At 34.4% G+C, this 19,260-nt stretch carries 21 protein-coding genes and 1 pseudogene; 3 read left to right on the top strand and 19 right to left on the bottom strand.

The genetic code is table 11. The features are described from left to right. Window positions 1-3 precede the first annotated feature (3 nt). From QFZ72_RS16770 to QFZ72_RS16780, 3 genes are read right to left on the bottom strand one after another with little or no spacing between them, the layout of a single operon-like run. Window positions 4-852, bottom strand: coding sequence for a PhnE/PtxC family ABC transporter permease (locus tag QFZ72_RS16770; protein ID WP_307435353.1), 849 nt, complete (start codon window positions 850-852; stop codon window positions 4-6). Beyond that, window positions 853-1,647, bottom strand: coding sequence for a phosphonate ABC transporter, permease protein PhnE (gene phnE / locus QFZ72_RS16775; protein WP_307435355.1), 795 nt, complete (start codon window positions 1,645-1,647; stop codon window positions 853-855). A gap of 14 nt (window positions 1,648-1,661) precedes the next feature. After that, entirely contained in the window at window positions 1,662-2,576 is a 915-nt protein-coding gene (locus QFZ72_RS16780) for a phosphate/phosphite/phosphonate ABC transporter substrate-binding protein (RefSeq protein ID WP_307435357.1), read from the bottom strand. 221 nt (window positions 2,577-2,797) lie between these two features. Between QFZ72_RS16780 and QFZ72_RS16785 the strand changes: the two genes are divergently transcribed. Next, window positions 2,798-3,445, top strand: a complete 648-nt coding sequence (locus QFZ72_RS16785) for a GntR family transcriptional regulator (RefSeq protein ID WP_307435359.1) — start codon at window positions 2,798-2,800, stop codon at window positions 3,443-3,445. Window positions 3,446-4,178: 733 nt separating this feature from the next. On the opposite strand, the gene QFZ72_RS16790 is transcribed toward QFZ72_RS16785, so the two are convergent. The 5 genes and pseudogenes from QFZ72_RS16790 to QFZ72_RS29545 form a co-directional block, all read right to left on the bottom strand. Then, on the bottom strand, window positions 4,179-4,346 hold the full coding sequence (locus QFZ72_RS16790) for a hypothetical protein (RefSeq protein ID WP_307435361.1): 168 nt from the start codon (window positions 4,344-4,346) through the stop codon (window positions 4,179-4,181). Continuing rightward, a complete protein-coding gene (locus tag QFZ72_RS16795; RefSeq protein ID WP_307435364.1) occupies window positions 4,343-5,350 on the bottom strand; it encodes a nucleotide-binding protein in 1,008 nt (335 codons plus the stop codon). The genes QFZ72_RS16790 and QFZ72_RS16795 overlap by 4 nt, the downstream gene beginning before the upstream one ends. A gap of 596 nt (window positions 5,351-5,946) precedes the next feature. Beyond that, window positions 5,947-6,429, bottom strand: coding sequence for a hypothetical protein (locus QFZ72_RS16800; RefSeq protein ID WP_307435367.1), 483 nt, complete (start codon window positions 6,427-6,429; stop codon window positions 5,947-5,949). Next, window positions 6,419-7,255: a macro domain-containing protein gene (locus tag QFZ72_RS16805; RefSeq protein WP_307435370.1), complete on the bottom strand. Its 837-nt coding sequence runs from the start codon at window positions 7,253-7,255 to the stop codon at window positions 6,419-6,421. Before QFZ72_RS16805 ends, QFZ72_RS16800 begins: the two co-directional genes overlap by 11 nt. Before the next feature lie 703 nt (window positions 7,256-7,958). After that, window positions 7,959-8,562: pseudogene (locus tag QFZ72_RS29545) on the bottom strand (recombinase family protein). Between the two features lie 306 nt (window positions 8,563-8,868). Here QFZ72_RS29545 and QFZ72_RS16815 point away from each other — a divergent pair. Next, entirely contained in the window at window positions 8,869-9,462 is a 594-nt protein-coding gene (locus QFZ72_RS16815) for a recombinase family protein (RefSeq protein ID WP_307435375.1), read from the top strand. A gap of 234 nt (window positions 9,463-9,696) precedes the next feature. Continuing rightward, complete coding sequence (locus tag QFZ72_RS29795) at window positions 9,697-9,825, top strand: four-helix bundle copper-binding protein (RefSeq protein WP_483862254.1); 129 nt, start codon at window positions 9,697-9,699, stop codon at window positions 9,823-9,825. Between the two features lie 86 nt (window positions 9,826-9,911). Here the strand turns inward: QFZ72_RS29795 and QFZ72_RS16820 are convergent, their stop codons facing one another. From QFZ72_RS16820 to copZ (QFZ72_RS16870), 11 genes are all read right to left on the bottom strand, one after another. After that, window positions 9,912-10,142: a hypothetical protein gene (locus tag QFZ72_RS16820; protein WP_307435378.1), complete on the bottom strand. Its 231-nt coding sequence runs from the start codon at window positions 10,140-10,142 to the stop codon at window positions 9,912-9,914. Window positions 10,143-10,279: 137 nt separating this feature from the next. Continuing rightward, complete coding sequence (locus QFZ72_RS16825; RefSeq protein ID WP_307435379.1) at window positions 10,280-11,116, bottom strand: M56 family metallopeptidase; 837 nt, start codon at window positions 11,114-11,116, stop codon at window positions 10,280-10,282. Then, entirely contained in the window at window positions 11,116-11,517 is a 402-nt protein-coding gene (locus tag QFZ72_RS16830) for a BlaI/MecI/CopY family transcriptional regulator (RefSeq protein ID WP_307435382.1), read from the bottom strand. Before QFZ72_RS16830 ends, QFZ72_RS16825 begins: the two co-directional genes overlap by 1 nt. Before the next feature lie 277 nt (window positions 11,518-11,794). Continuing rightward, entirely contained in the window at window positions 11,795-12,052 is a 258-nt protein-coding gene (locus tag QFZ72_RS16835) for a hypothetical protein (RefSeq protein WP_307435384.1), read from the bottom strand. A 799-nt stretch (window positions 12,053-12,851) separates the two neighbouring features. Further along, window positions 12,852-13,655 carry a DUF2182 domain-containing protein gene (locus tag QFZ72_RS16840; RefSeq protein WP_307435387.1) on the bottom strand — a complete coding sequence of 268 codons (804 nt, stop codon included), beginning with the start codon at window positions 13,653-13,655 and terminating at the stop codon, window positions 12,852-12,854. 35 nt (window positions 13,656-13,690) lie between these two features. After that, complete coding sequence (locus tag QFZ72_RS16845) at window positions 13,691-14,332, bottom strand: DUF1326 domain-containing protein (protein WP_307435389.1); 642 nt, start codon at window positions 14,330-14,332, stop codon at window positions 13,691-13,693. 595 nt (window positions 14,333-14,927) lie between these two features. Continuing rightward, window positions 14,928-15,263, bottom strand: coding sequence for a (2Fe-2S) ferredoxin domain-containing protein (locus tag QFZ72_RS16850; protein WP_307435391.1), 336 nt, complete (start codon window positions 15,261-15,263; stop codon window positions 14,928-14,930). Window positions 15,264-15,288: 25 nt separating this feature from the next. Beyond that, window positions 15,289-16,167, bottom strand: coding sequence for a hypothetical protein (locus tag QFZ72_RS16855; protein ID WP_307435394.1), 879 nt, complete (start codon window positions 16,165-16,167; stop codon window positions 15,289-15,291). Between the two features lie 30 nt (window positions 16,168-16,197). Next, window positions 16,198-18,618: a heavy metal translocating P-type ATPase gene (locus QFZ72_RS16860; protein WP_307435397.1), complete on the bottom strand. Its 2,421-nt coding sequence runs from the start codon at window positions 18,616-18,618 to the stop codon at window positions 16,198-16,200. Window positions 18,619-18,706: 88 nt separating this feature from the next. Continuing rightward, on the bottom strand, window positions 18,707-18,946 hold the full coding sequence (copZ, locus tag QFZ72_RS16865) for a copper chaperone CopZ (protein WP_307435400.1): 240 nt from the start codon (window positions 18,944-18,946) through the stop codon (window positions 18,707-18,709). 104 nt (window positions 18,947-19,050) lie between these two features. Then, the gene (copZ, locus tag QFZ72_RS16870; protein WP_307435403.1) at window positions 19,051-19,257 is read right to left on the bottom strand and encodes a copper chaperone CopZ; all 207 of its coding nucleotides are present in this window, start codon (window positions 19,255-19,257) and stop codon (window positions 19,051-19,053) included. Window positions 19,258-19,260: the final 3 nt, after the last annotated feature.

Here is a 19,260-nt window from a genome sequence, read left to right on the forward strand (position 1 = left end):
GTATTAAACAGATATACGTTTTCTGATTTGATTAGATGTAAATTCCATTAAAATCATCGTCGAAAAAACAATCAGAATCCCTAAGCTTAAATGATTAAAATCATAAAATGAGATATATCCTTGTATTAATAAACCAATACCCCCAGCGCCAACCATTCCAAGGATGACAGATTCGGCCACATTCATTTCAAAACGAAATGCTGTTATTGCTAAAAAGTTCGTAAACAATGTTGGAACTAAGCCTCTAAAAACAATATGCCACCATGTAGCACCAACGGATTGCATAGCTTCAATCGTTTCTTCTCCTACTTCTTCGATTTGAGCAGAAAATGATTTAACGAGGAAAGAGGTAGTAGGGAAAATAAGCCCTAAAACACCTGCCATTGAACCAAATCCTAGACTTGCTACAGCGATTAATACCCAAATTGTAGAGGGTATAGCCCGAATAATCATAAAAGTAAAGCGCAAAACCATTCCAATATAACGGTTCGGTGTCATATTTCGTGCCGCTATAAAAGCTAGTACGACTGAAATCACTACACCAAATACTAGACTCAAAAAGGCCACAACAAGGGATACAATCATTTCTCTTGATAATTCTGCAAAATTAACAAACGAGATTTGGGCCATTTGGGATAATACTGTTGGAATTCTACTTAAACCATCTTGAAATTGAATAATACTTATATCCAGTTGCGTTAAACAAAATAAGAACAGAACTATTACTGTAGAAAAAAAGATTCGTTGCTGACGCTGGGTTTGTTTATGAGCAATTGGAATTCTTTTCTTTTGATACATAGGATTTTTATCAATAGCGATTGAATTGGAAATTGGAATTTGATTTTTTGACATTTAGATTAATCTCTCCCTTACCCGATGTGTAACATATTCCACCATTAAGATAAGGACTACCATGATCGCAATAGCCGTAGAGGTTTTACTGTATTGGAATAGGTCCATCGTCTGTTTTATAATACTGCCTAAACCACCTGCTCCTACTAATCCAAGGATAGCAGATGCACGGATATTGATTTCAAACATGAATAGTGACCAAGAATAGAAGCTTGGGAGAAACTGTGGAATGATGGCATGTTTTAATTTTTGAAGATAACTCGCACCACAAGCATCCAAGGCTTCCCCGACCTCTTTATCTAACTCTTCAATAGCTTCAGCATATACACGGGATAAAAAGCTTGTTCCGAACAACACTAATGCAAACAGACCCGGCATAGTTCCTACACCAAAAATCACAACCAATATAGAAGCCCAAACAAGGAAAGGGATATTCCTTAGGAAGGAAATCCCACCTCTAAAAACGATGCGAAAGACTGGGTGAGGGGTTGTATTATGTGCCATTAAGAAACCAATAACAATTCCAAACAAGGAAGAAAAGCATGTTGCAATGACAGCAAAGATAATCGTATCTACTACTGGCCCAATATAGGTTTTAATGTCCGAAATGTTTGGTGGAAAGAAATCAGTAAATAAAAACTGTATAAATGTTGGTAAGCTTTGTACTAATTCAATAGGATTCATTTTCACAAACCAAATCGAAAAAGCAAATAACACAATGAATAATATGAAAGAGAATGTACGTTTCATCTTTTTCATTTCAACTTTTGTTGAAGCATTTTTAGTAGTATTCATGTGATAATACTCCCCTAGTTTTCAAGTAATTGTTCAGGACTTAAATTCATTAATTTTGCAATATCTCGAATTTGATCAAAATCAGCATCAGTAGACTCAATAAATTTAGCATCCTCAGTTCCTACAATGCTTTTAAAATAGTTAGGATCGTTGTAACTTAATAAAAACTCCTTTACAATATCTTTTACTTCTTTATCGATATTCCCTCTAATACTAAAAGCACCTCCTGCTGAAATCGATTCTGATTCAGCAATAACTTTGTATGATCCTTTTTCAATAATCCCTTTCTGTTCTAACATAGAAGGCATCATTGCCGAGACACCTGCTGCATCATATTGTCCACGAACTACGCCAAGAAGTGCTTTATCATGACCTCCCGCAAATTGAACACTCTTAAAAAATGCACCATCTTTTTCAAGCTTCTCAGCCTCAATTCCTAACTCTTTTACAATCGTAGCTTTCGGTAATAAGTGGCCAGTTGTAGAAACCGGATCGGCAAACCCCATCGTTTTTCCTTCCAAATCAGCAATCGTTTGGATATCTGAATCCTTTGGTACAACAATAACGGAAGCTGGTTTACCTTCTAAAGCTTGTAAGCTAAGACTTGCAATCACTTCTGCATTCGCTCTTTCTTCAGCTACAATATAAGAAAATGGACCGTACATGGCTAAATCTGCTTTATTGTTTTTCATCGCCTCAATCGCAGCATTGTAACTATTTGCTTGGTAAGCTTCTACTTCCATTCCTAGTTTTTCTGATAATTTCTTTTCAAAATCACCATAAGTTTTTTGCATTTGTTCATCTGTTTCTTGAGGTAAATAAGCAATAACAAATTTGTCCATTTCTTTTGATGAACTTGTGTTAGAACATGCTGATAAAACTCCTAATACTAACAAACCAATAAATAGAGTAGAAATTAGCTTTTTCATGATTTTCCTCCTAAGGTTGAGTAAATTAAATCTTGTATACAAGATGAATACAAAATTCATTTTAATTGAGGAATGTAAACACAATATTAAGAATTAGTTTATTTAATAATAAGAAATTATAGAGTTCATAGAATTTTCTTTACACACTCTATTAACCTTGCAGGGGCATAATCGTTCTTGTAATATGGTTACATATAAAGTTTGAAAGGAATTGGAAAAACATGTCCTCTACTTCACTTGTAGAAATTGCTTATAAAACGATCCGTAAAGATATTATAAATGCTCAATATATGCCTGGCACCCTCTTGTCAGAGAATGAACTCGCTGCAAAACTCAACATGAGCCGTACACCCATTAGAGGAGCAATTTCACGGTTAGAATCTGAAGGATTTGTTTCTTCTTTATCCAAAAGGGGAATATTAGTTAAGGAAATTTCCTTGAAAGAGTTAATAGATTCAGTTGAGGTGCTTTTTTTCTTGCAGTCCTATTCCATAGATGCAGTAATTGAAAAAAGATGTGTTTTTGATTTAGAAGAGTTAAGCAGTCATTTAGAAAAGCAAATAGAAGCAGAAGTACGTGACGAGTATCATGAATATGTGAAGTATTCTATACTTTTTACTCAAAGTATGGTTTCTTCATCGAAAAATAACTTAATGATAAAGATGTATGACTCAATAAAAGACAAAATTATTCAAATGGGGATTGTCAATTGGAAGCTAACTCCAACACAAAAACATTATTCTGCCAATGAAATACATCAACTGATTTTTGAAGCAATAGAAAGTAGAGAGTATGAGAAGGTTAGGTCCATCATTAAAGAGGTGTATCTTGTAAATCGGGAGAGAATGATTAACTTTGGGAGCATTTAAAGACTAATGTATAACAATAAAGTTGTTTTAATTGAAGGAAAACTACTAGAAAAACCTCTAGAAGATTGAATTAATTTGGTCCATATTCTTTAACCCTTGATTTACCAATGCAAGATTGATTCAAAGATAGGTTCAAATTTTTTTGGAGCCTGGTACATTTGAAACTCAACCATTTATGGGGTGTTAATTTATAATATTTATCATTTTGAAGTTCCTCTTCTCAACTTTTCTTTAACCCAACTTATCTACTTGTTTAAAATTCGAATTGCAGGATATTTATACACAACTCTATTTTTACCTTCTCTTATTCAATAAAATGGCCCGATTGTTGAATAACTGGAGTTTAATCTTATTTGTAATGAAACATCTTATTGTCGTTCAACAGCTGACATCAGACTTTTCAACACCACAAAAAGAGCAGTACTCACTGCTCTTTTAAAATTAATTTGCTGTTTATAATCTGTATTATGTAAACAAGAACATTATAAATTTATAAAATCATTTTTCATCAGAAATTCTTAAGTAAATATACTGGTAGCATTAAATATTTTTCTTTTATCTTCATGTAATATATTCATCAAGCTGCATTACAGAGTCTATTGCCATTTCTGTTTCATGTAAGTGAAGGTAAAATAACCTTCATGGTAAAAGTTTTTTTTAAGACACCTTCCATTATCACTTATATATCTTAAGAAATAAAAAAGAGTGGAGGCCAATTCCACTCTTGTAAATCTTATGCTCTTTTCCTGAAAGGATCATCTCTATATTCAGCTTTCCGCTTATATATTACTCGTCCAGTCTCTTCTTTTCCATTTTTGGAGGTAATAACTGCTTTATTTCCTGTTACTACTTCTCCAATCTTATAAGAATCACGACTAGGACCAATTGTTATTCTTTTCATAAAGAAGCACCTCCGTAAATATTATTAATAGTATTCAAAAGATTGTAATTATCTAAGAAGATTAGATCTATCTCTTCTTTATTTAAACCCTGTCTGCCTGTTATTGCAACAGTCAATACTAGTTTTTCCTCTATCGGATAGCATAACACATAAGTATTATCATAAGGTGATGTGTTCTTTTCGAAAACCAGTTCTTCATTTTGCAGAAAACAATCTATAACAACAATTCGGTCCGTCCATTCAATATCATCATTTATATTAAATGGATAAAATTTTCCTTGCCCTTCATTTCCGGCAATTTGCCTCAGTCCATCTGTACCTTCTGGTTTCCAGACACCAATTCCTTCAACGAAGTAGTTATTAGGTGCTTGATAACCATTTCTAACAGCTTCCTGAAGAAATTCAAATTTCTGTGACTGATCAGATAACAAACGCTTTGATAAGGTTCGAAGAACTCGAATTAGTGTGTAGTCTTGTTCTCTTTCGGATTGTGATTCAGCTAAAAGTTTTGCTGGATCTTGGAACGGTCCTTTTTCTACAATCGTACGTTTAATAGCCCTGCAAGCTAAATTTACAGCTGCATCATAATTATCATCTGTTCGAATTTCATATGACAAAACAGTGATTCCATCTAAATCAGTTGGTAAACGAACCCCTTTTGCCTCATCACTTGACGGGATCTGATTAGGAATTATATAAAAAACTCTACCTCTTCTTAGTCTTCCCCAGAACAATCCCATTTCAAACAATGTATTGTCCCTGGTGATATATGTTACATTCCCCCGAATATTTACAATATCATCTGGTGAAAATACAAATACAGCAAAATCATTTTGGTCTAATTGTCGTTCTAGGCTTTCCATGCTATATTCAAGTGCTCTGAATACCCCTGTGGACCAAGGTGTAACTTCTGCAATACGACCTAATCCTTCGTGAATTGCATCTACATACTCAAGTGATTCACTAGCAGATCCTATAAATATTTTTGACTTAGTTTGACTCATACGGCCTCCAAAAAGGGTTTTCAATACATAAATTATACCACATGCTGGAACGTTTTATTGACTTCTTTGATTTTTTCATTCTTTTTCTATCCCGTGAACAGACTATCCCTGGTAAATGGTTAAAATACCCTTTTTGACGAACAAACCGAATCCGGCAAGGCCTCATAATAGTGCAAATCATATCGTAGTGGTTTACTGCAGTATATAAAGAAACACCAGATTTATCATCAATACACTTTAACGATGTATGTTTTTGATTACTGTAGAAAACAAAGGTATCGAATTTCCAATCATTAGGGGAAGTCCTAGCGATAATTATTAAAATGGGTTCCGGATTTTTGATGTAACCTCCCAAGATAAGTTATAGCACATCCGTTTGTTAAACGATTCCCTACCCTGTAGCCAGTTACTTTAATCCAAGAATTTATATAGTTCGTCCGCCTTTACTACTTTTCACTGTTCACAAATTCCTTAAAATTTAAAATTAGTTCATCCCTCAAAGATCATTCATCTACATATTTAATTTGGCAATACCTTGACTGAAATATTTCTTTCTTAGCAACTAGTGAAATAATTTGAATCTTCAAATTCAGGTTTTAACCGGGAATTAAAGAAAAATCGTCAGTGAGCTTATGTTGCTTGTATAATACATCTAATGGATGAATTATATTCGTAGCATTATTGTAGGCGTCTTTCCATCTAGTAAGGTCTTGTAATGTTAGAGGCTGAAGATGTCTCATATCCAGGTTATAGTTGATAGCTAGTTCTTTCCCAGCAGCTTCAAAATATGATTTGGAAAAGACTTTTCTATTCGGTGTCTTTTTTCTTACTATTTGAGACATAGCTATCTCCAAATAAATCCAAGGAGACTTAGTTTGCTGTTGTATTACATCTTTATAATTGATTGAATTGGGGGTATTTAGGAAAATCAAGCATTCAGACTTATCTATCATTGAGCTTAAAGCTGCAGAGAGCATCGCATGAACATGACTTGTTGAATAATTTCTTTTCTCATACGAATAAGATCCCACCGTACCCTGACCATCAAATGCAGCATAAACACCATTTCTATAAGCCATTCTCTACACTCCTTAATCTATAAAAATTTATTTTATCCTTTTTGGATTCATGTATTACTATTGAAACGTGAGAAGGATGGGTAAACTTAATCCTACTTACTTTAAATGACCAGATTAATAATTCGAGCAATTCTTGTTCAGATACCATATTATATTCTTTAAATCTTGTTATTCCTGAACCTATCAGAGGTATTGTCACTGTACGCCCTCCATAAACAATATCAATTTCATTCCATAAATTTATAAGGAAATTAATATAGTCATTCATATATAAATAAGCTCTGTTATTTTCGTCAAATCTAGCAAAAGAAGTTAGCAGGTAATCTCCGTGCTGAAAAATTGTACCAAGCCTATATTGTTTCTTTTTCCCTGCCTGTCTATCATTTGATACGGTAATGATTTTTTCATTTAATTTTTGATCAGAATCAATTAGTAGATCCAGCTCTTCAACGTTATTTACTAAATTATTTATATACATGCCATTAATAGTTCTTTCTGAAATAATTCTATTATCTACACATGTATCAAAATACTCATTGAAAGGAATCACTTTTAATTCATTTTCTTCGAAAATATCTCCTACCATAACGCGTACTGTTGAATTATTGATATTTAATTTAACGTTATTCGAGAGGTTAGCCAGAACCCACATTACGAGATAAGTAATAATTAACAACAGAAAAAACACTATTCCTGTAATAAGTTTATATTTGCTAGGAATATCAATTACAATTAAAACAAAAGAAATTAAAACACTTATTACTGATAAAATTGAAAAAAAACTTTTTAATAAGCCTTTATCAAATAAATTTACTTTTATTTTCATTACTATTATCCCCTAGTTATTAATTAGTTTCATAATGATATACTTTTTTGGTAGAATTCAACATATATTAATTTGTGTTGATTATATTGCAATTTATGTATTGTTTTTTTTACCATATTTAATTACCAATAATATGTATTGATTTTATATTTTTATTTTCTATTTCTTAATAAATTAAGTCTTTTGTTACCCGAGTTTCTTCTATTATATAACGCTAATATTTACGACTTGTTCACATTCCTTAACTAACTAATACAAAGTTTCCTTTTTTACGTTGAGTTCTCGCTTGGCTTTAACAACTGTCATCTCCCCTACTTTCCAACGAGTATAATATTTCTTTAAATTCTTCTGATAGCCCAGTGCCAATAAATGGAGCTACTGTTCCAGTTATAAGCATCTCATAATTCTGTATGTTACCATCCATTCAATCTCCTTTTTCTGAAGAAATCCCAAAATTTAATAAAATAAAGTATACTAATTCCTATTCTAGCAAATAGTACCATAACCATCTATAGACTACATTTTTATTTCTACAAATAAAAAGTTGTTAGAAGAGTACTTTTAAACTTCTAATGTCGAGTTTCTCCTATTATATATTTGAACTTCTAAAAGACTTTTCGTATTCCATAACCAACCTATAAAATGTAGACTTTTTAACATCTCATAATGGAAATTGGTTATGTTTTTTGCCGAGTTTCTACTATTATAAAGTAAACTTTTTATAGCCTTTTTCATGTTCATTAACCAATAATAAATGGTCGTCTTTTTCACCTAATTCTTTCATAGCTTTTACAGCTGTCATCTCTCCGGCCTTCCATCTGGTATAGATTTAATTAAAGTCATCTGTAGTCTGTATTTTTGGTCGCCCAAACGTTACACCATTCATTAAAGCAACATTATTCCCTCACGCTGACGTTTTCGAATACGATCTCGCTTCCTGAACTATCCAGGAAAGTATTTGTAAAACCAAGCTGCGATAAATGTACCAAGGTTATCTTTATATTGAGTAGTGTCAAATAACGGCATATCCATCACTACAATATCTGCTTGAATATTCTTAGTAATGTCATTCCATTCATGAAGTATCTCTTCTTTGTTCCGGCCAAAACAATCCAGGGAATGAATGTAAAGAATATCTCCTTTTCGGATCATCCGTTTTAGCAGCTGATATGCTCTCGATTGAAATTTTTCCCACTTTGTTTATCCAAAAAGATATCTCGTTCGTTGAGACCATTTTCCAGCATGGCTTGATGTTGACTTCCCTCATTTTGATCTGAGCTACTTACTCGTATGAAAACAAAATAAATTACGAACCTTCAGTTTATTTTCCTTTTGTACTTTCTTTCCTATTCCTCTTTTAAAATTTTTGTAAAATTTACCCTTTGTAAATTCCATTAGATATATCATTGGAAATATTTATTTTAAAATTAATAATTTAAATCAATTTTTATTTTCCATTTAAAACCAAAATAGTTTGTCTAAAAGTTGTAACTTCTAGACACTTATGTTTAGAAGGTATTTTTTATGTATTTTTTAGTAGAAATCAGTCTAAAAGATAGTCTATAATTTAAAGTATAAAAGATTATTAATTTATAGACAAAAGGAGCTTAATTATGAAAATTGGTTATGCGAGAGTCAGAACTGTTGGCCAAGATTTAGCATCACAAGAAGAGACCTTAAAAGAAAATGGTTGCGAACGTATCTATGTAGAAAAAATTACTGGCACGACCACTAAAAATAGAGAAGAGCTAAAAAAGTTATTAGAAAACGTGAGACCGGGAGATACAGTGATGGTGACAAAAATAGATCGTTTGGCCAGATCGATTATTGATTTAAATAAAATTATAGAAACACTGCAAGAAAAAAAAGTTGATATTTATTTTATCAAAGATAATTTATCATTTAAGGTCACTGAAACAGCAAACCCACTACAATCTTTATTATTCAATGTTTTAGGTTCTTTTGCGCAGTTTGAAAGAGATATAATCGTTGAACGAACATCTGAAGGTAGAGAAAGAGCAAAATCGAGAGGAAAACACATGGGTCGTCCTTCACAACCGAGAAAGAATATAGAAGAAGCCTTACGACTATATAATAGTAGAAACACGAATGGGTTAAGTGTAAAAGACATTGTGAAACTCACTAGTGTGCCTAAAGCAACATTATATGTGGAAATTAGAAAGAAACGTGCAAACAACCTAGAATAGTTGTTGCACGTTTTGAATGTCATAACCATCTTTTTACCTTAATAAACTTCACAAAACCCGATGCACTACTTAAGAATCGCGCCCTTTTCTTGAATAAGCAAGAAGCCCTTATTAGCTGGTATTTTGGAAGATAATTTATGTTTTCTTATTTAAAAAAAGCGCCCTGGAATAAATGAGTATCTTCTATTAGTCATAACCGGGATTATTATTAGTCCATGTATCTATGACCTATGTATGAAATATATGGTCCGTCATAGCATGGATGCAAAATCTCTCTGCCATCTTTGTTCATATGTATGTGAAGTTTGTGGAAACGAATGTTTAAAACATATGGATCACAAATCAAATATATGTTTAGAATGAGCAAAAGATTGTCGTAACTTTGCGATATAAAACAAACAAATATAAACAAAAGCTGGTTAACAATTAACCAGCCCTTGTTTTCTGATTTATTTTTGCATGTTCTTCATCATTTTCATGCAGTCTTTCATACTTATACCTTTAGAATCTTTCATCATCTTCATACAGTCCTTCATACTCATTGTCGCACAATCTTCTTCACTCATTGTCATACAATCTTCATGACTTGTCGTTTTGTGTTCCGTTGGACTAGCAGCAAAAGCTGTTGCGCCAAATGCCATTAAAGCAATAAATGATGCACCGAAAATAAACTTTTTCATGATTTCTCTCCTCCATCATCTTGTCATACAGATAGTAACCAGACCATCTACTACACAATTGTAGTAGATGGTCTGTATTCAGTCAATAACATACTACATGATTGTAGTATTTAAAAAATACATAGGAGAGTCCGTTTTCACAAAAGTGACACACATCCTATTAGGAAGGCAATGAAAAGTATATGAATGATGGACCTCATCCACACTAACAGAGAAATAGGTGGACGTTTATATTTTCCTGTTATAAGAACCTCAATCCTCGTATTCGCATCTTGAAAAGAGTGGTTTTGAAAGTGTGCCGTTGCAAATGAAGAAGACGGTACATTTGTCATTAATTTGTATAATGCTGATGCAACAGCTTTAATTCCTACCTTATGAATCGCAAAAGTATCTGCTTTTATTTCTTTTTCCATCATATAGCGTTCATACAACTTTCGAGAGATGGGTAAGAATGAAAATACACGTGCTAAGCTAAACCAAATTGATAATTTAAATGGATCTCTGTTTTGACAATGATAATACTCATGTTCCAATACAGCCTCTAATTCAAATGGCTGTAATAAGTCGATTAAGGTAGTACTAACTAGAATTTTAGGATGAATAAATCCGTACGTAAAAGCAAAAGGTTGAGTATAATCAACAACCTGAACCTGTACAGAATATTTTTGTTGAAAGACCTCAATTTCATTTGATTCATAACAATCTGTTCTATATAAATTTAATTTAGTAATAAATTTTTTCGTCTTTTTAGACAGAAATAAAAAGTACATAGCGGAACATACAAAGAGGATCCCAAAAGTAATCAAGGTAAATGTAAGCAATTGATAACGCTGAATGTTACAACATTCCAACATCCAATACATATACCCCGGCATCGTTTGATAATGTAAAAATAGGCAAAATCCGATAACTAAAGTAATTACACCAACCATCCATAAAACGTATACATTTGAAAGTTGAAATAATCGAGACATTATTTTTCATCCTGCTCTAATTTTTGGATTAGTTCCTTCAGCTTATTAAGTTGATCGGGGTTATGACCAACAGCATCGACAAACTGTGTAATAGCAATATCTCCGTAATGATGAAGGAGATGTTCCACTTGTTCAGAGGAATTTTGTTGAATGAGTTCATTTGGACTGTAACAAGGCTTATATTCATATCCTTTTCCCAACTTACTACGTGTGAGAATTCCTTTTTTATCTAATCGATTCATGATTGTCATAATAGTAGTATAGGCATAGCTATTTTGCTTATTTAATTCAATTAACACATGTTGAACCGTTCCTTCTTTTCTAGACCAGATTACTTTCATTACTTCAAGCTCCAGCGGTCCTAGAATTTTTAATAATGCTTTATTTTCAGGGTTATTCAATTTTACTCATCCTACTTTCGGAATAGCTTATATGATTCCACTTAAGTATAAAAGAAATAAAGAAATATGTGAATGTATACTCTATTTATATAAAGTCTACATAACTCTACCCTTTCGTATAAAATTGGCTGTCACAAATTGTTCATTGTTTTCACTAACACTTAAAATCTATAATATTTATAGTTTAGTGGGTGAACCACGAAGAAAAGTGGAAACAGAATGTTTTTGACGGTTAGTATTTCGTTAATCGTTTTATTATCAAGTTAATTTATAGTTTCTAACACAACAAACATAAGAAACGAGAGCTTAGATAAGCTCCCGTCTTAATAGAAATATAAGCTTTACATTGGTTGAACACCCGATCCACCACAACAACCACATCTTCTGCCACCGTGACAACAAGGGCAACATCCACTTCCCTGACAGTGGTGACATCCACGTCCACTACAACAACAACACATACCAGCCCCACCACAATAACGACAACATCCTGCACCGTGACAACAACGGCATTGGTGCATACACTCACCTCCATAAAATAACCACCATAGTATATATATTTATGTGACATTGAATTTAGGCTTTTCCTTATACAAATCGAAAATGAAACTTCAAATAATACTAAAAACGAAACTGAAAATAAAATAAAATAAAAAACAGTACCGAAAATAGTATAAAAAAATGAATATTCTATACTAAGCTAGTTAACATAAATTAATTGGCCCGATTGCTGAATAAAATTAAAAGTTATCTTTAGCAATCTATGCGTTAGTTACTATGCAAGATTTCCTCTTTCACGTGCTGAATTACTCTTTGTCCCCAATTAGTTGAATTGCATTGCTATCGGTTCTTTTTGCTCTTATAACCCCCTCATTCATCATTACGTTTTATTTAAAAAACTTATTAGAACAAAACGTTATATTCATTTTCTTAGGGTTCTCAACAAAAAGAAAAGAACCCTTAAACAACAAGGATTCCAATGATTTTAGAGCGATCATATAAATTTAACAAAATATCTATTATGTTAGATTCATTGTTATTTACTCAACTACCATTCATATCCAATGAATTGAACAAGTCTTAAATTTAAATAGAAAGGTTGAACCCAATGCGTGAAGTATATTCGAACATCCTATTGTTTTTGAATCCATTTAATCCCGAGTATCGCCAGTCGGAATTACGCCTAAGAAAGACATGTTCGATTTATCCCTCAGTGTTTTTCTGGGTGATAAATCAGGACATGTCGGATAAATCCGTGGATTTATGCGTTGTATACCAATTTCTTATTCAACTAACACCCCCGTTAAAAATACGAATGACTGGAGTAATTCAAACTATTCACTATGCTTACTATGTGATGGAACATTAGTACTCGTATCTGGTTCTACGAAGAATGGTACACTACCTGGATCTATCATTATCCATATTCCCAATAAAACTAGACCTATCCCGATCACCTTTGAAAAACGTTCACCTGTAGGTAGAGTTTTCTCAAGGAAGGTAAGCAGCGTGACAATTCCCATCCAGAACAGATTCATCATACCGACTGCAAACAAAATTACCATCAGCCCCCAGCAGCAACCCACACAATGAAATCCATGTTCGACTCCCATACGAATCGCACCCATCCGGCCCCCACGCCACCCATTTAACACATAGTGAAGAGGATTACGGCAATGACGTAAACATGCTTGTTTAAGAGGAGTAATTTGGTAAAGACCTCCTAAAGCAACAGTGAGACCGGCAACGATCGGTCCTTGTTGATCCCATGCTAGAAAGGAAAGATCTAATGAGGCGATGAACCAATAAAGTCCATAGGCGATTAGACCATATACAATCCAGGCAATCAAATATCCCATCAGAAAGATCCATGTTGGTACAATCGGTATCTGCTGACTTCGGGCACGATTTGCCGACACTTTGGCAAATGTCAATACCATTGGTGTGACAGACGGCAGCATCATCGCTGCCGTCATCGTTACCCACATCCCTACATACCAACCTAATGTACCAAGCTCCATTCCAGGACCACTATCCATTTTTCCAAAGTGATCTAGTGTAATAATCCACGCTATGATTGTTATTCCCAAAAGAATCGCAGCTAGTGGAATGTTACCGATCGTCCGTGTACTTAGCAAACGAACAATCAAAGATTGTTTTACCTCTGTATTCATCAAAATTCAACTTTCCAGTCAAAAGGGATATGCTTACTGGATTTCCCTTTATATTCATGAGAAAAATCAAATCCAATGGCTTTATCATCTATTACGACTCCCCAAGTGGCAATTTGTCCTGGACCTGTTTCAGAACCAGGTGGGTTATGCAGCTGAACTCGGCGATTCGGATCTGCTGTTGGGCCTGTTAGAGCTTCAGCACCAACAGACACCTTACCTGGAATCTCCGCTCGCCAATAGGCTAAATCATCTGCAGCCTCAAACTTGATTGGTACATACTCTATTCCACGTAGTTCTCCAATGAGACTGCCAAATTCTCCGGCCCATCCGCCTACCTTACCAGTGAAAATTTGTTCAAGGGCCCAACGCTGTTCTTGATCAGCACGCTCATCGATATAGAACATCAACTTCATCATCGCATTTGGATCGCCTACCCACATATTTCCTGCAAATTCACCAAGAGCAACCACTCCAAAACCATCCAAATTTATGTTATTGTAATACCCCTTATGAACTTTCCATACCAAAGTAAAGAGACAATCACCATGTGTAGGCTCTTGTGCAAATGTGCAAGGACAAGGAAGTTTACAGCTGCAGACATCAAACCATTCTCCTTGTAAATGCCACTTTGTTTTTGACATATCCATCCCTCCGTTAATTTTAGTAAGATCGTTTAATTTTCAGCATAAGCTTTTATCTCATTTCCTCCTTCCTTAAAATATTATAGGATACCCCTCTATGGTATATGAGAGATAATTCAAAAAGGGTACTATAGTACCCTGTTCCTATTAGTAAACTTTTAACTTTTTCGAGGATGTATCGGTAAAACCGTACTTCTTTAAATCCACCTGAGACAGACTAGCTATTTCGCTAAATCAAATTGCAAGCTTTCCTTCTGATTTAAGTACAAGAAATACCTCTATCGCCTGAAGGAGTTTGACTAAAATAGATTTTATTAGTTAGAGAGTTCCCTTATTCAACCATTCCAGTTATTCACAATGGATTCTGTCAATTATCTTCTCTATTGGATCCACTGTTATATCAAACGTCTCGACCATTTTGGTAGCCCGATTGGGTTTCCATGGCCATTATAATTACGATTTTTCTTCTCCCTGAGAAGAACGATTTATAGATACATGAGGAATGTGTTATCGACTTTATTGTCATTCAACACTTATTACATAGAAAAGTGCCCTGTTAGTACAGAAATGCCATTTTCGATAAAGATATAAGATGTTAACGTTCACCCTCATGATTCTTAAATGTTTTCCCATTATGGTAGTAAAGTTCAGAACCTAAATGAACATCTCCTTCTTCTTTCAATTGACGAACAAGTTCTTCACTTTTTGTTTTATTCATTTCTTTATACCAGGTTCCTTGTGGATATAAAACAGCGATCGGACCATGTTTGCATTGGCCGTTACATAATGTCTTTGTTGTGTGAATCTCCTTTTGCAGCTCTAAGTTTTTCAATTCTCCCCTAATGGTCTCTGTTACTTCTTCAGCTCCATTTTTCGTGCATGTTTTCCCGTTGCAGATTAATAGATGTTTGCTAACCCCATCTAAGTTCATAAAAATTCCCCTTTGTTCTTCCTTTTTATTTGACCTTTATAACAAATGGATAGATATTGACTTTACCATCAAATTTAAATTCTCCCCACACTTTGTAGATCCCAGGTTTATCAAATTTTGTTTTAAATACTGTCTTTTCTTCTGATGCAGGGTGCACATGTACAAATTTCTCACCCTTATCATCCAAAATAACAACATGGCCTAAAGCCCCTAGATAGGGCTCTGGAGTAATCCCTTTCGTATCAAAACTTAACGTAACATCTTTGTTTGATACTAGCTCTGTAGTTGTTAATTCAACTGTCTTTTCATTGATTGTTTTTGTTAAGTTTGTATCAGCCTTTAGTGTATTATCCTCATGTTCACCATGACCATTCCCCACATTCAGTTCTATCGGACTAACCTGATAGGCAAGGTTTTTTGGTTTAATATCAACAAATGCTTTATAAGAGTTTTCTGGTAGGTCGAATTTTAGAGTATACATGCCATTTCCTTTTTCCTCAGGATGTAAATGATAATAATCTTCTAAGTCGGCACTTACAATAATGAAATGCATTATTTTTTCGTGTGAAATTTCTAATTCAGGTGAGTTTTGATCTTTATCTTTTAAATCAATGGTAATTAAGCCTTCCTCATATTTTACGTTTGTGACCACTTCACTTTCTGAACGAGCCGCATGATCTGAATGTTCTGAATCCGTACCCTCACTTTTTTGACTAGTATGATCATCGTTATGCTCTTCCTCAGTACTCGTTTCTTTTTTCTCGTTACTATTTGATGCAGCCGAATGGGTATCAGTGTGATCATTATTATGATTCATGCTTGCATATACGGTATATCCGCCAATTACTAACCCGAGATAAACAATGGCTGAAATCGCCCAAGTCAAAATATTTTTTTGTTTCATAAAAACACTCCTCTCTTTTTAATAGATAAATTATCCTTTTAGCTTAATCCTTTGTAATCTGAGTGCGTTTAAAACAACGGAAACTGAACTAAATGCCATTGCTACTCCTGCAAGCCATGGTGCCAGAAAGCCCAGTGCTGCAATTGGAACTCCTAAAGCATTATAAGCAAAGGCCCAAAATAGATTTTGCTTGATATTCCGAATCGTCATTTTACTCATATAGATGGCATCGGCAATACTATTTAAGTCTCCTCTGATTAAGGTGATATCAGCAGCCTCCATTGCTACATCAGTACCAGTACCGATTGCCATGCCTATATCTGCAGTAGCTAACGCTGGTGCATCGTTAATACCGTCACCGACCATCGCCACTTTCTTTCCAGCTTTTTGAAGCTTTTTAACTTCTTCTGCCTTTCCTTCTGGCAGAACTTCTGCAATAACATGGTCAATTCCGACTTCATTTGCAATGGCTTGTGCTGTCTGCTTGTTATCTCCTGTAATCATAACAACCTCTAGACCCATCTTTTTTAACCTTTCAATCGCTTTTTGAGAGGTTTCTTTAATTGTATCTGCAACAGCAATCACTCCGGCAAATTGATGATCAATTGCGACTAGCATTGCGGTCTTACCTTGCTTTTCTAAGTTTTCCATCTTAGGTAATATGTTCCCAACATCAATGTTATGTTTCTCCATAAGTCGGCGCGTTCCGATAAGCAAGGATTTGCTTTCAACTTTAGATTCGATTCCGAAACCAGGAATTGCTTCGAAATGTTCAGAGCTGCCTAGTTCAATCCCTTTTTCTTTAATGCCTTGGACAATTGCCTCAGCTAACGGATGTTCAGAATTTCTTTCTGCAGCACCGACTACCTTTAAAAATTCCTTTTCCTCAAATCCATTTGAAAGAATAACATCTGTAAGTGTTGGTTTTCCATTTGTTACAGTTCCTGTTTTATCTAGGATCACTGTATCCAATCGATGAGTCGTTTCAAGATGCTCTCCGCCTTTAAACAAAATTCCATATTCAGCAGCACGGCCCGACCCTGCCATAATAGACGTAGGCGTAGCTAGACCTAGAGCACATGGACAAGCGATAACTAATACAGCAATTAACTTTTCAAGAGCTACTGCAAACTCTCCAGGACTTACAACAAAGTACCAAACTAGAAATGTTACAATGGCTATCCCAACTACTATTGGGACGAATATTCCTGAGATAACATCAGCTAAACGTTGGATTGGTGCTTTTGATCCTTGAGCTTCTTCGACTACTTTAATGATTTGAGCTAAGGCGGTATCCTTTCCTACCTTTGTTGCTTTTACCTTTAAAAATCCGTTCTTGTTAATCGTTGATCCTATTACTACATCTCCAGCTGTTTTATCGACAGGTATACTTTCACCTGTAATCATTGACTCATCAAGAGCAGATCTTCCTTCAAAAATCTCACCATCAACAGGTACCTTTTCACCTGGTTTCACGTATACGATATCACCAGCGATTACCTCTTCAATTGGCACATTCAATTCTTGGCCGTCTCTAAACACTGTGGCCGTTTTCGCCTGCATGCCCATAAGCTTCTTAATGGCTTCAGATGAACGTCCCTTTGCTTTTGCCTCAAACAGTTTACCTAATATAATAAGGGTAATTAACACAGCACTTGTTTCAAAATATAATTCCGCCATATGTGCATCAGAACCTATTGTTTGAATGCTTAGGTAGATACTGTAGAAATAAGCTGCAGAGGTGCCAAGCGCCACCAAAACATCCATGTTTGCACTTTTATTTCTTAAAGCTTTATAGGCGCCTACGTAAAATTGGCCGCCGACTAAAAATTGAACGGGTGTCGCAAGCGCGAGCTGTACCCATGGATTCATAAACATCTCTGGCAGCCAAATAAAAGATGTAAATTCAAAATGACTGACCATCGCCCAAAGTAAAGGGATAGACAAAATAGAAGAGAAAATGAATTTTCCTGTTTGTTTCTCAATTTCCTTCAGTCTATGATCAACCTTTTCGCCTGTAGTTTCTTGCTTTTGTTCTAAGCTATAGCCCAATTTCTTAATGGCCTCTTTCATATCAACGATAGAAATTTCATCCGGATTATATTCTACTAACGCAGATTCTAAGGCGAAATTTACCGTTGCATTTTGTACTCCATTTAACTTATTTAAACGTTTTTCAATTTTATTAGCACACGCTGCACATGTCATTCCGCTTATATCAAATTCTGCTTTTTCACTTACTACTTTGTATCCTAAAGATTCCACTTTTTCTTTAAGCTGATTTACGTTTGATTTAGACGGATCAAATGTTACTTTTGATTTTTCTAATGCGAAATTTACGCTCGCATCCTCTACTCCATCTATTTTTTTGAGACCTTTTTCTATTCTCACTGCACAAGCTGCACATGTCATGCCAGCTATTTGAAGTGTTGTTTCTTTTTTATCGCTCATAACCTTACACTCCTATCCCCACATACTATAGTAGGGTATATTTTTTGGAGAATAAAACGTGCCGCCTATACAGCACGTTTTATTCTCCTTAATGACAGCTTTGATCTTTAGGCGATTTACTAAGCACTACATCATAACCCTGATCTTCTATAACGTCAGTAATTTCCTTTAAGGAAATTTCTTTTGAATCAAATGATACATCTACTTTTTCTTCATTTAAGTGAACCTTTACAAAATGAACACCATTTAATTTTCCTACGTTTCCTTCAATTGAATTCACACAATGCCCACATGACATTCCTTTAACTACTAATTTTTCATTATCCATTCTTTACTCCCCTTACTCTTTTTATATTCATATTACTATACCTAGGTATAGTATATTTCATTTAAAAAAGAAATCGTGCTTATTTGCACGTTCTTTATTCGAATTTATTGAACATCATAACCTTGATCATCAATTGTTTCTTTGATCTTATCAAGGGTAACTTCATTTGGGTTAAATTCGACACTAACAGTTCCTGAATCCAAGTTTACTTTAACATTAGTAACTCCGGTTAATTCCCCTACACTGCCTTCAATTGAATGAATACAATGCCCACATGACATTCCTTTTACGTTTAGAGTCATTTTTTCCATATC

The sequence above is a fragment of the Bacillus sp. V2I10 genome (assembly GCF_030817055.1).
In the GTDB taxonomy this organism is placed as follows: domain Bacteria; phylum Bacillota; class Bacilli; order Bacillales; family Bacillaceae; genus Bacillus_P.

Bases quoted from the DNA above. Each gene is read 5' to 3' on its own strand.
- QFZ72_RS16770 (WP_307435353.1), bottom strand. From the start codon at position 852: ATGTCAAAAAATCAAATTCCAATTTCCAATTCAATCGCTATTGATAAA.
- phnE (WP_307435355.1), bottom strand. From the start codon at position 1,647: ATGAATACTACTAAAAATGCTTCAACAAAAGTTGAAATGAAAAAGATG.
- QFZ72_RS16780 (WP_307435357.1), bottom strand. From the start codon at position 2,576: ATGAAAAAGCTAATTTCTACTCTATTTATTGGTTTGTTAGTATTAGGA.
- QFZ72_RS16785 (WP_307435359.1), top strand. From the start codon at position 2,798: ATGTCCTCTACTTCACTTGTAGAAATTGCTTATAAAACGATCCGTAAA.
- QFZ72_RS16790 (WP_307435361.1), bottom strand. From the start codon at position 4,346: ATGAAAAGAATAACAATTGGTCCTAGTCGTGATTCTTATAAGATTGGA.
- QFZ72_RS16795 (WP_307435364.1), bottom strand. From the start codon at position 5,350: ATGAGTCAAACTAAGTCAAAAATATTTATAGGATCTGCTAGTGAATCA.
- QFZ72_RS16800 (WP_307435367.1), bottom strand. From the start codon at position 6,429: ATGGCTTATAGAAATGGTGTTTATGCTGCATTTGATGGTCAGGGTACG.
- QFZ72_RS16805 (WP_307435370.1), bottom strand. From the start codon at position 7,255: ATGAAAATAAAAGTAAATTTATTTGATAAAGGCTTATTAAAAAGTTTT.
- QFZ72_RS16815 (WP_307435375.1), top strand. From the start codon at position 8,869: ATGAAAATTGGTTATGCGAGAGTCAGAACTGTTGGCCAAGATTTAGCA.
- QFZ72_RS29795 (WP_483862254.1), top strand. From the start codon at position 9,697: ATGAAATATATGGTCCGTCATAGCATGGATGCAAAATCTCTCTGCCAT.
- QFZ72_RS16820 (WP_307435378.1), bottom strand. From the start codon at position 10,142: ATGAAAAAGTTTATTTTCGGTGCATCATTTATTGCTTTAATGGCATTT.
- QFZ72_RS16825 (WP_307435379.1), bottom strand. From the start codon at position 11,116: ATGTCTCGATTATTTCAACTTTCAAATGTATACGTTTTATGGATGGTT.
- QFZ72_RS16835 (WP_307435384.1), bottom strand. From the start codon at position 12,052: ATGGAGGTGAGTGTATGCACCAATGCCGTTGTTGTCACGGTGCAGGAT.
- QFZ72_RS16845 (WP_307435389.1), bottom strand. From the start codon at position 14,332: ATGTCAAAAACAAAGTGGCATTTACAAGGAGAATGGTTTGATGTCTGC.
- QFZ72_RS16850 (WP_307435391.1), bottom strand. From the start codon at position 15,263: ATGAACTTAGATGGGGTTAGCAAACATCTATTAATCTGCAACGGGAAA.
- QFZ72_RS16855 (WP_307435394.1), bottom strand. From the start codon at position 16,167: ATGAAACAAAAAAATATTTTGACTTGGGCGATTTCAGCCATTGTTTAT.
- QFZ72_RS16860 (WP_307435397.1), bottom strand. From the start codon at position 18,618: ATGAGCGATAAAAAAGAAACAACACTTCAAATAGCTGGCATGACATGT.
- copZ (WP_307435400.1), bottom strand. From the start codon at position 18,946: ATGGATAATGAAAAATTAGTAGTTAAAGGAATGTCATGTGGGCATTGT.
- copZ (WP_307435403.1), bottom strand. From the start codon at position 19,257: ATGGAAAAAATGACTCTAAACGTAAAAGGAATGTCATGTGGGCATTGT.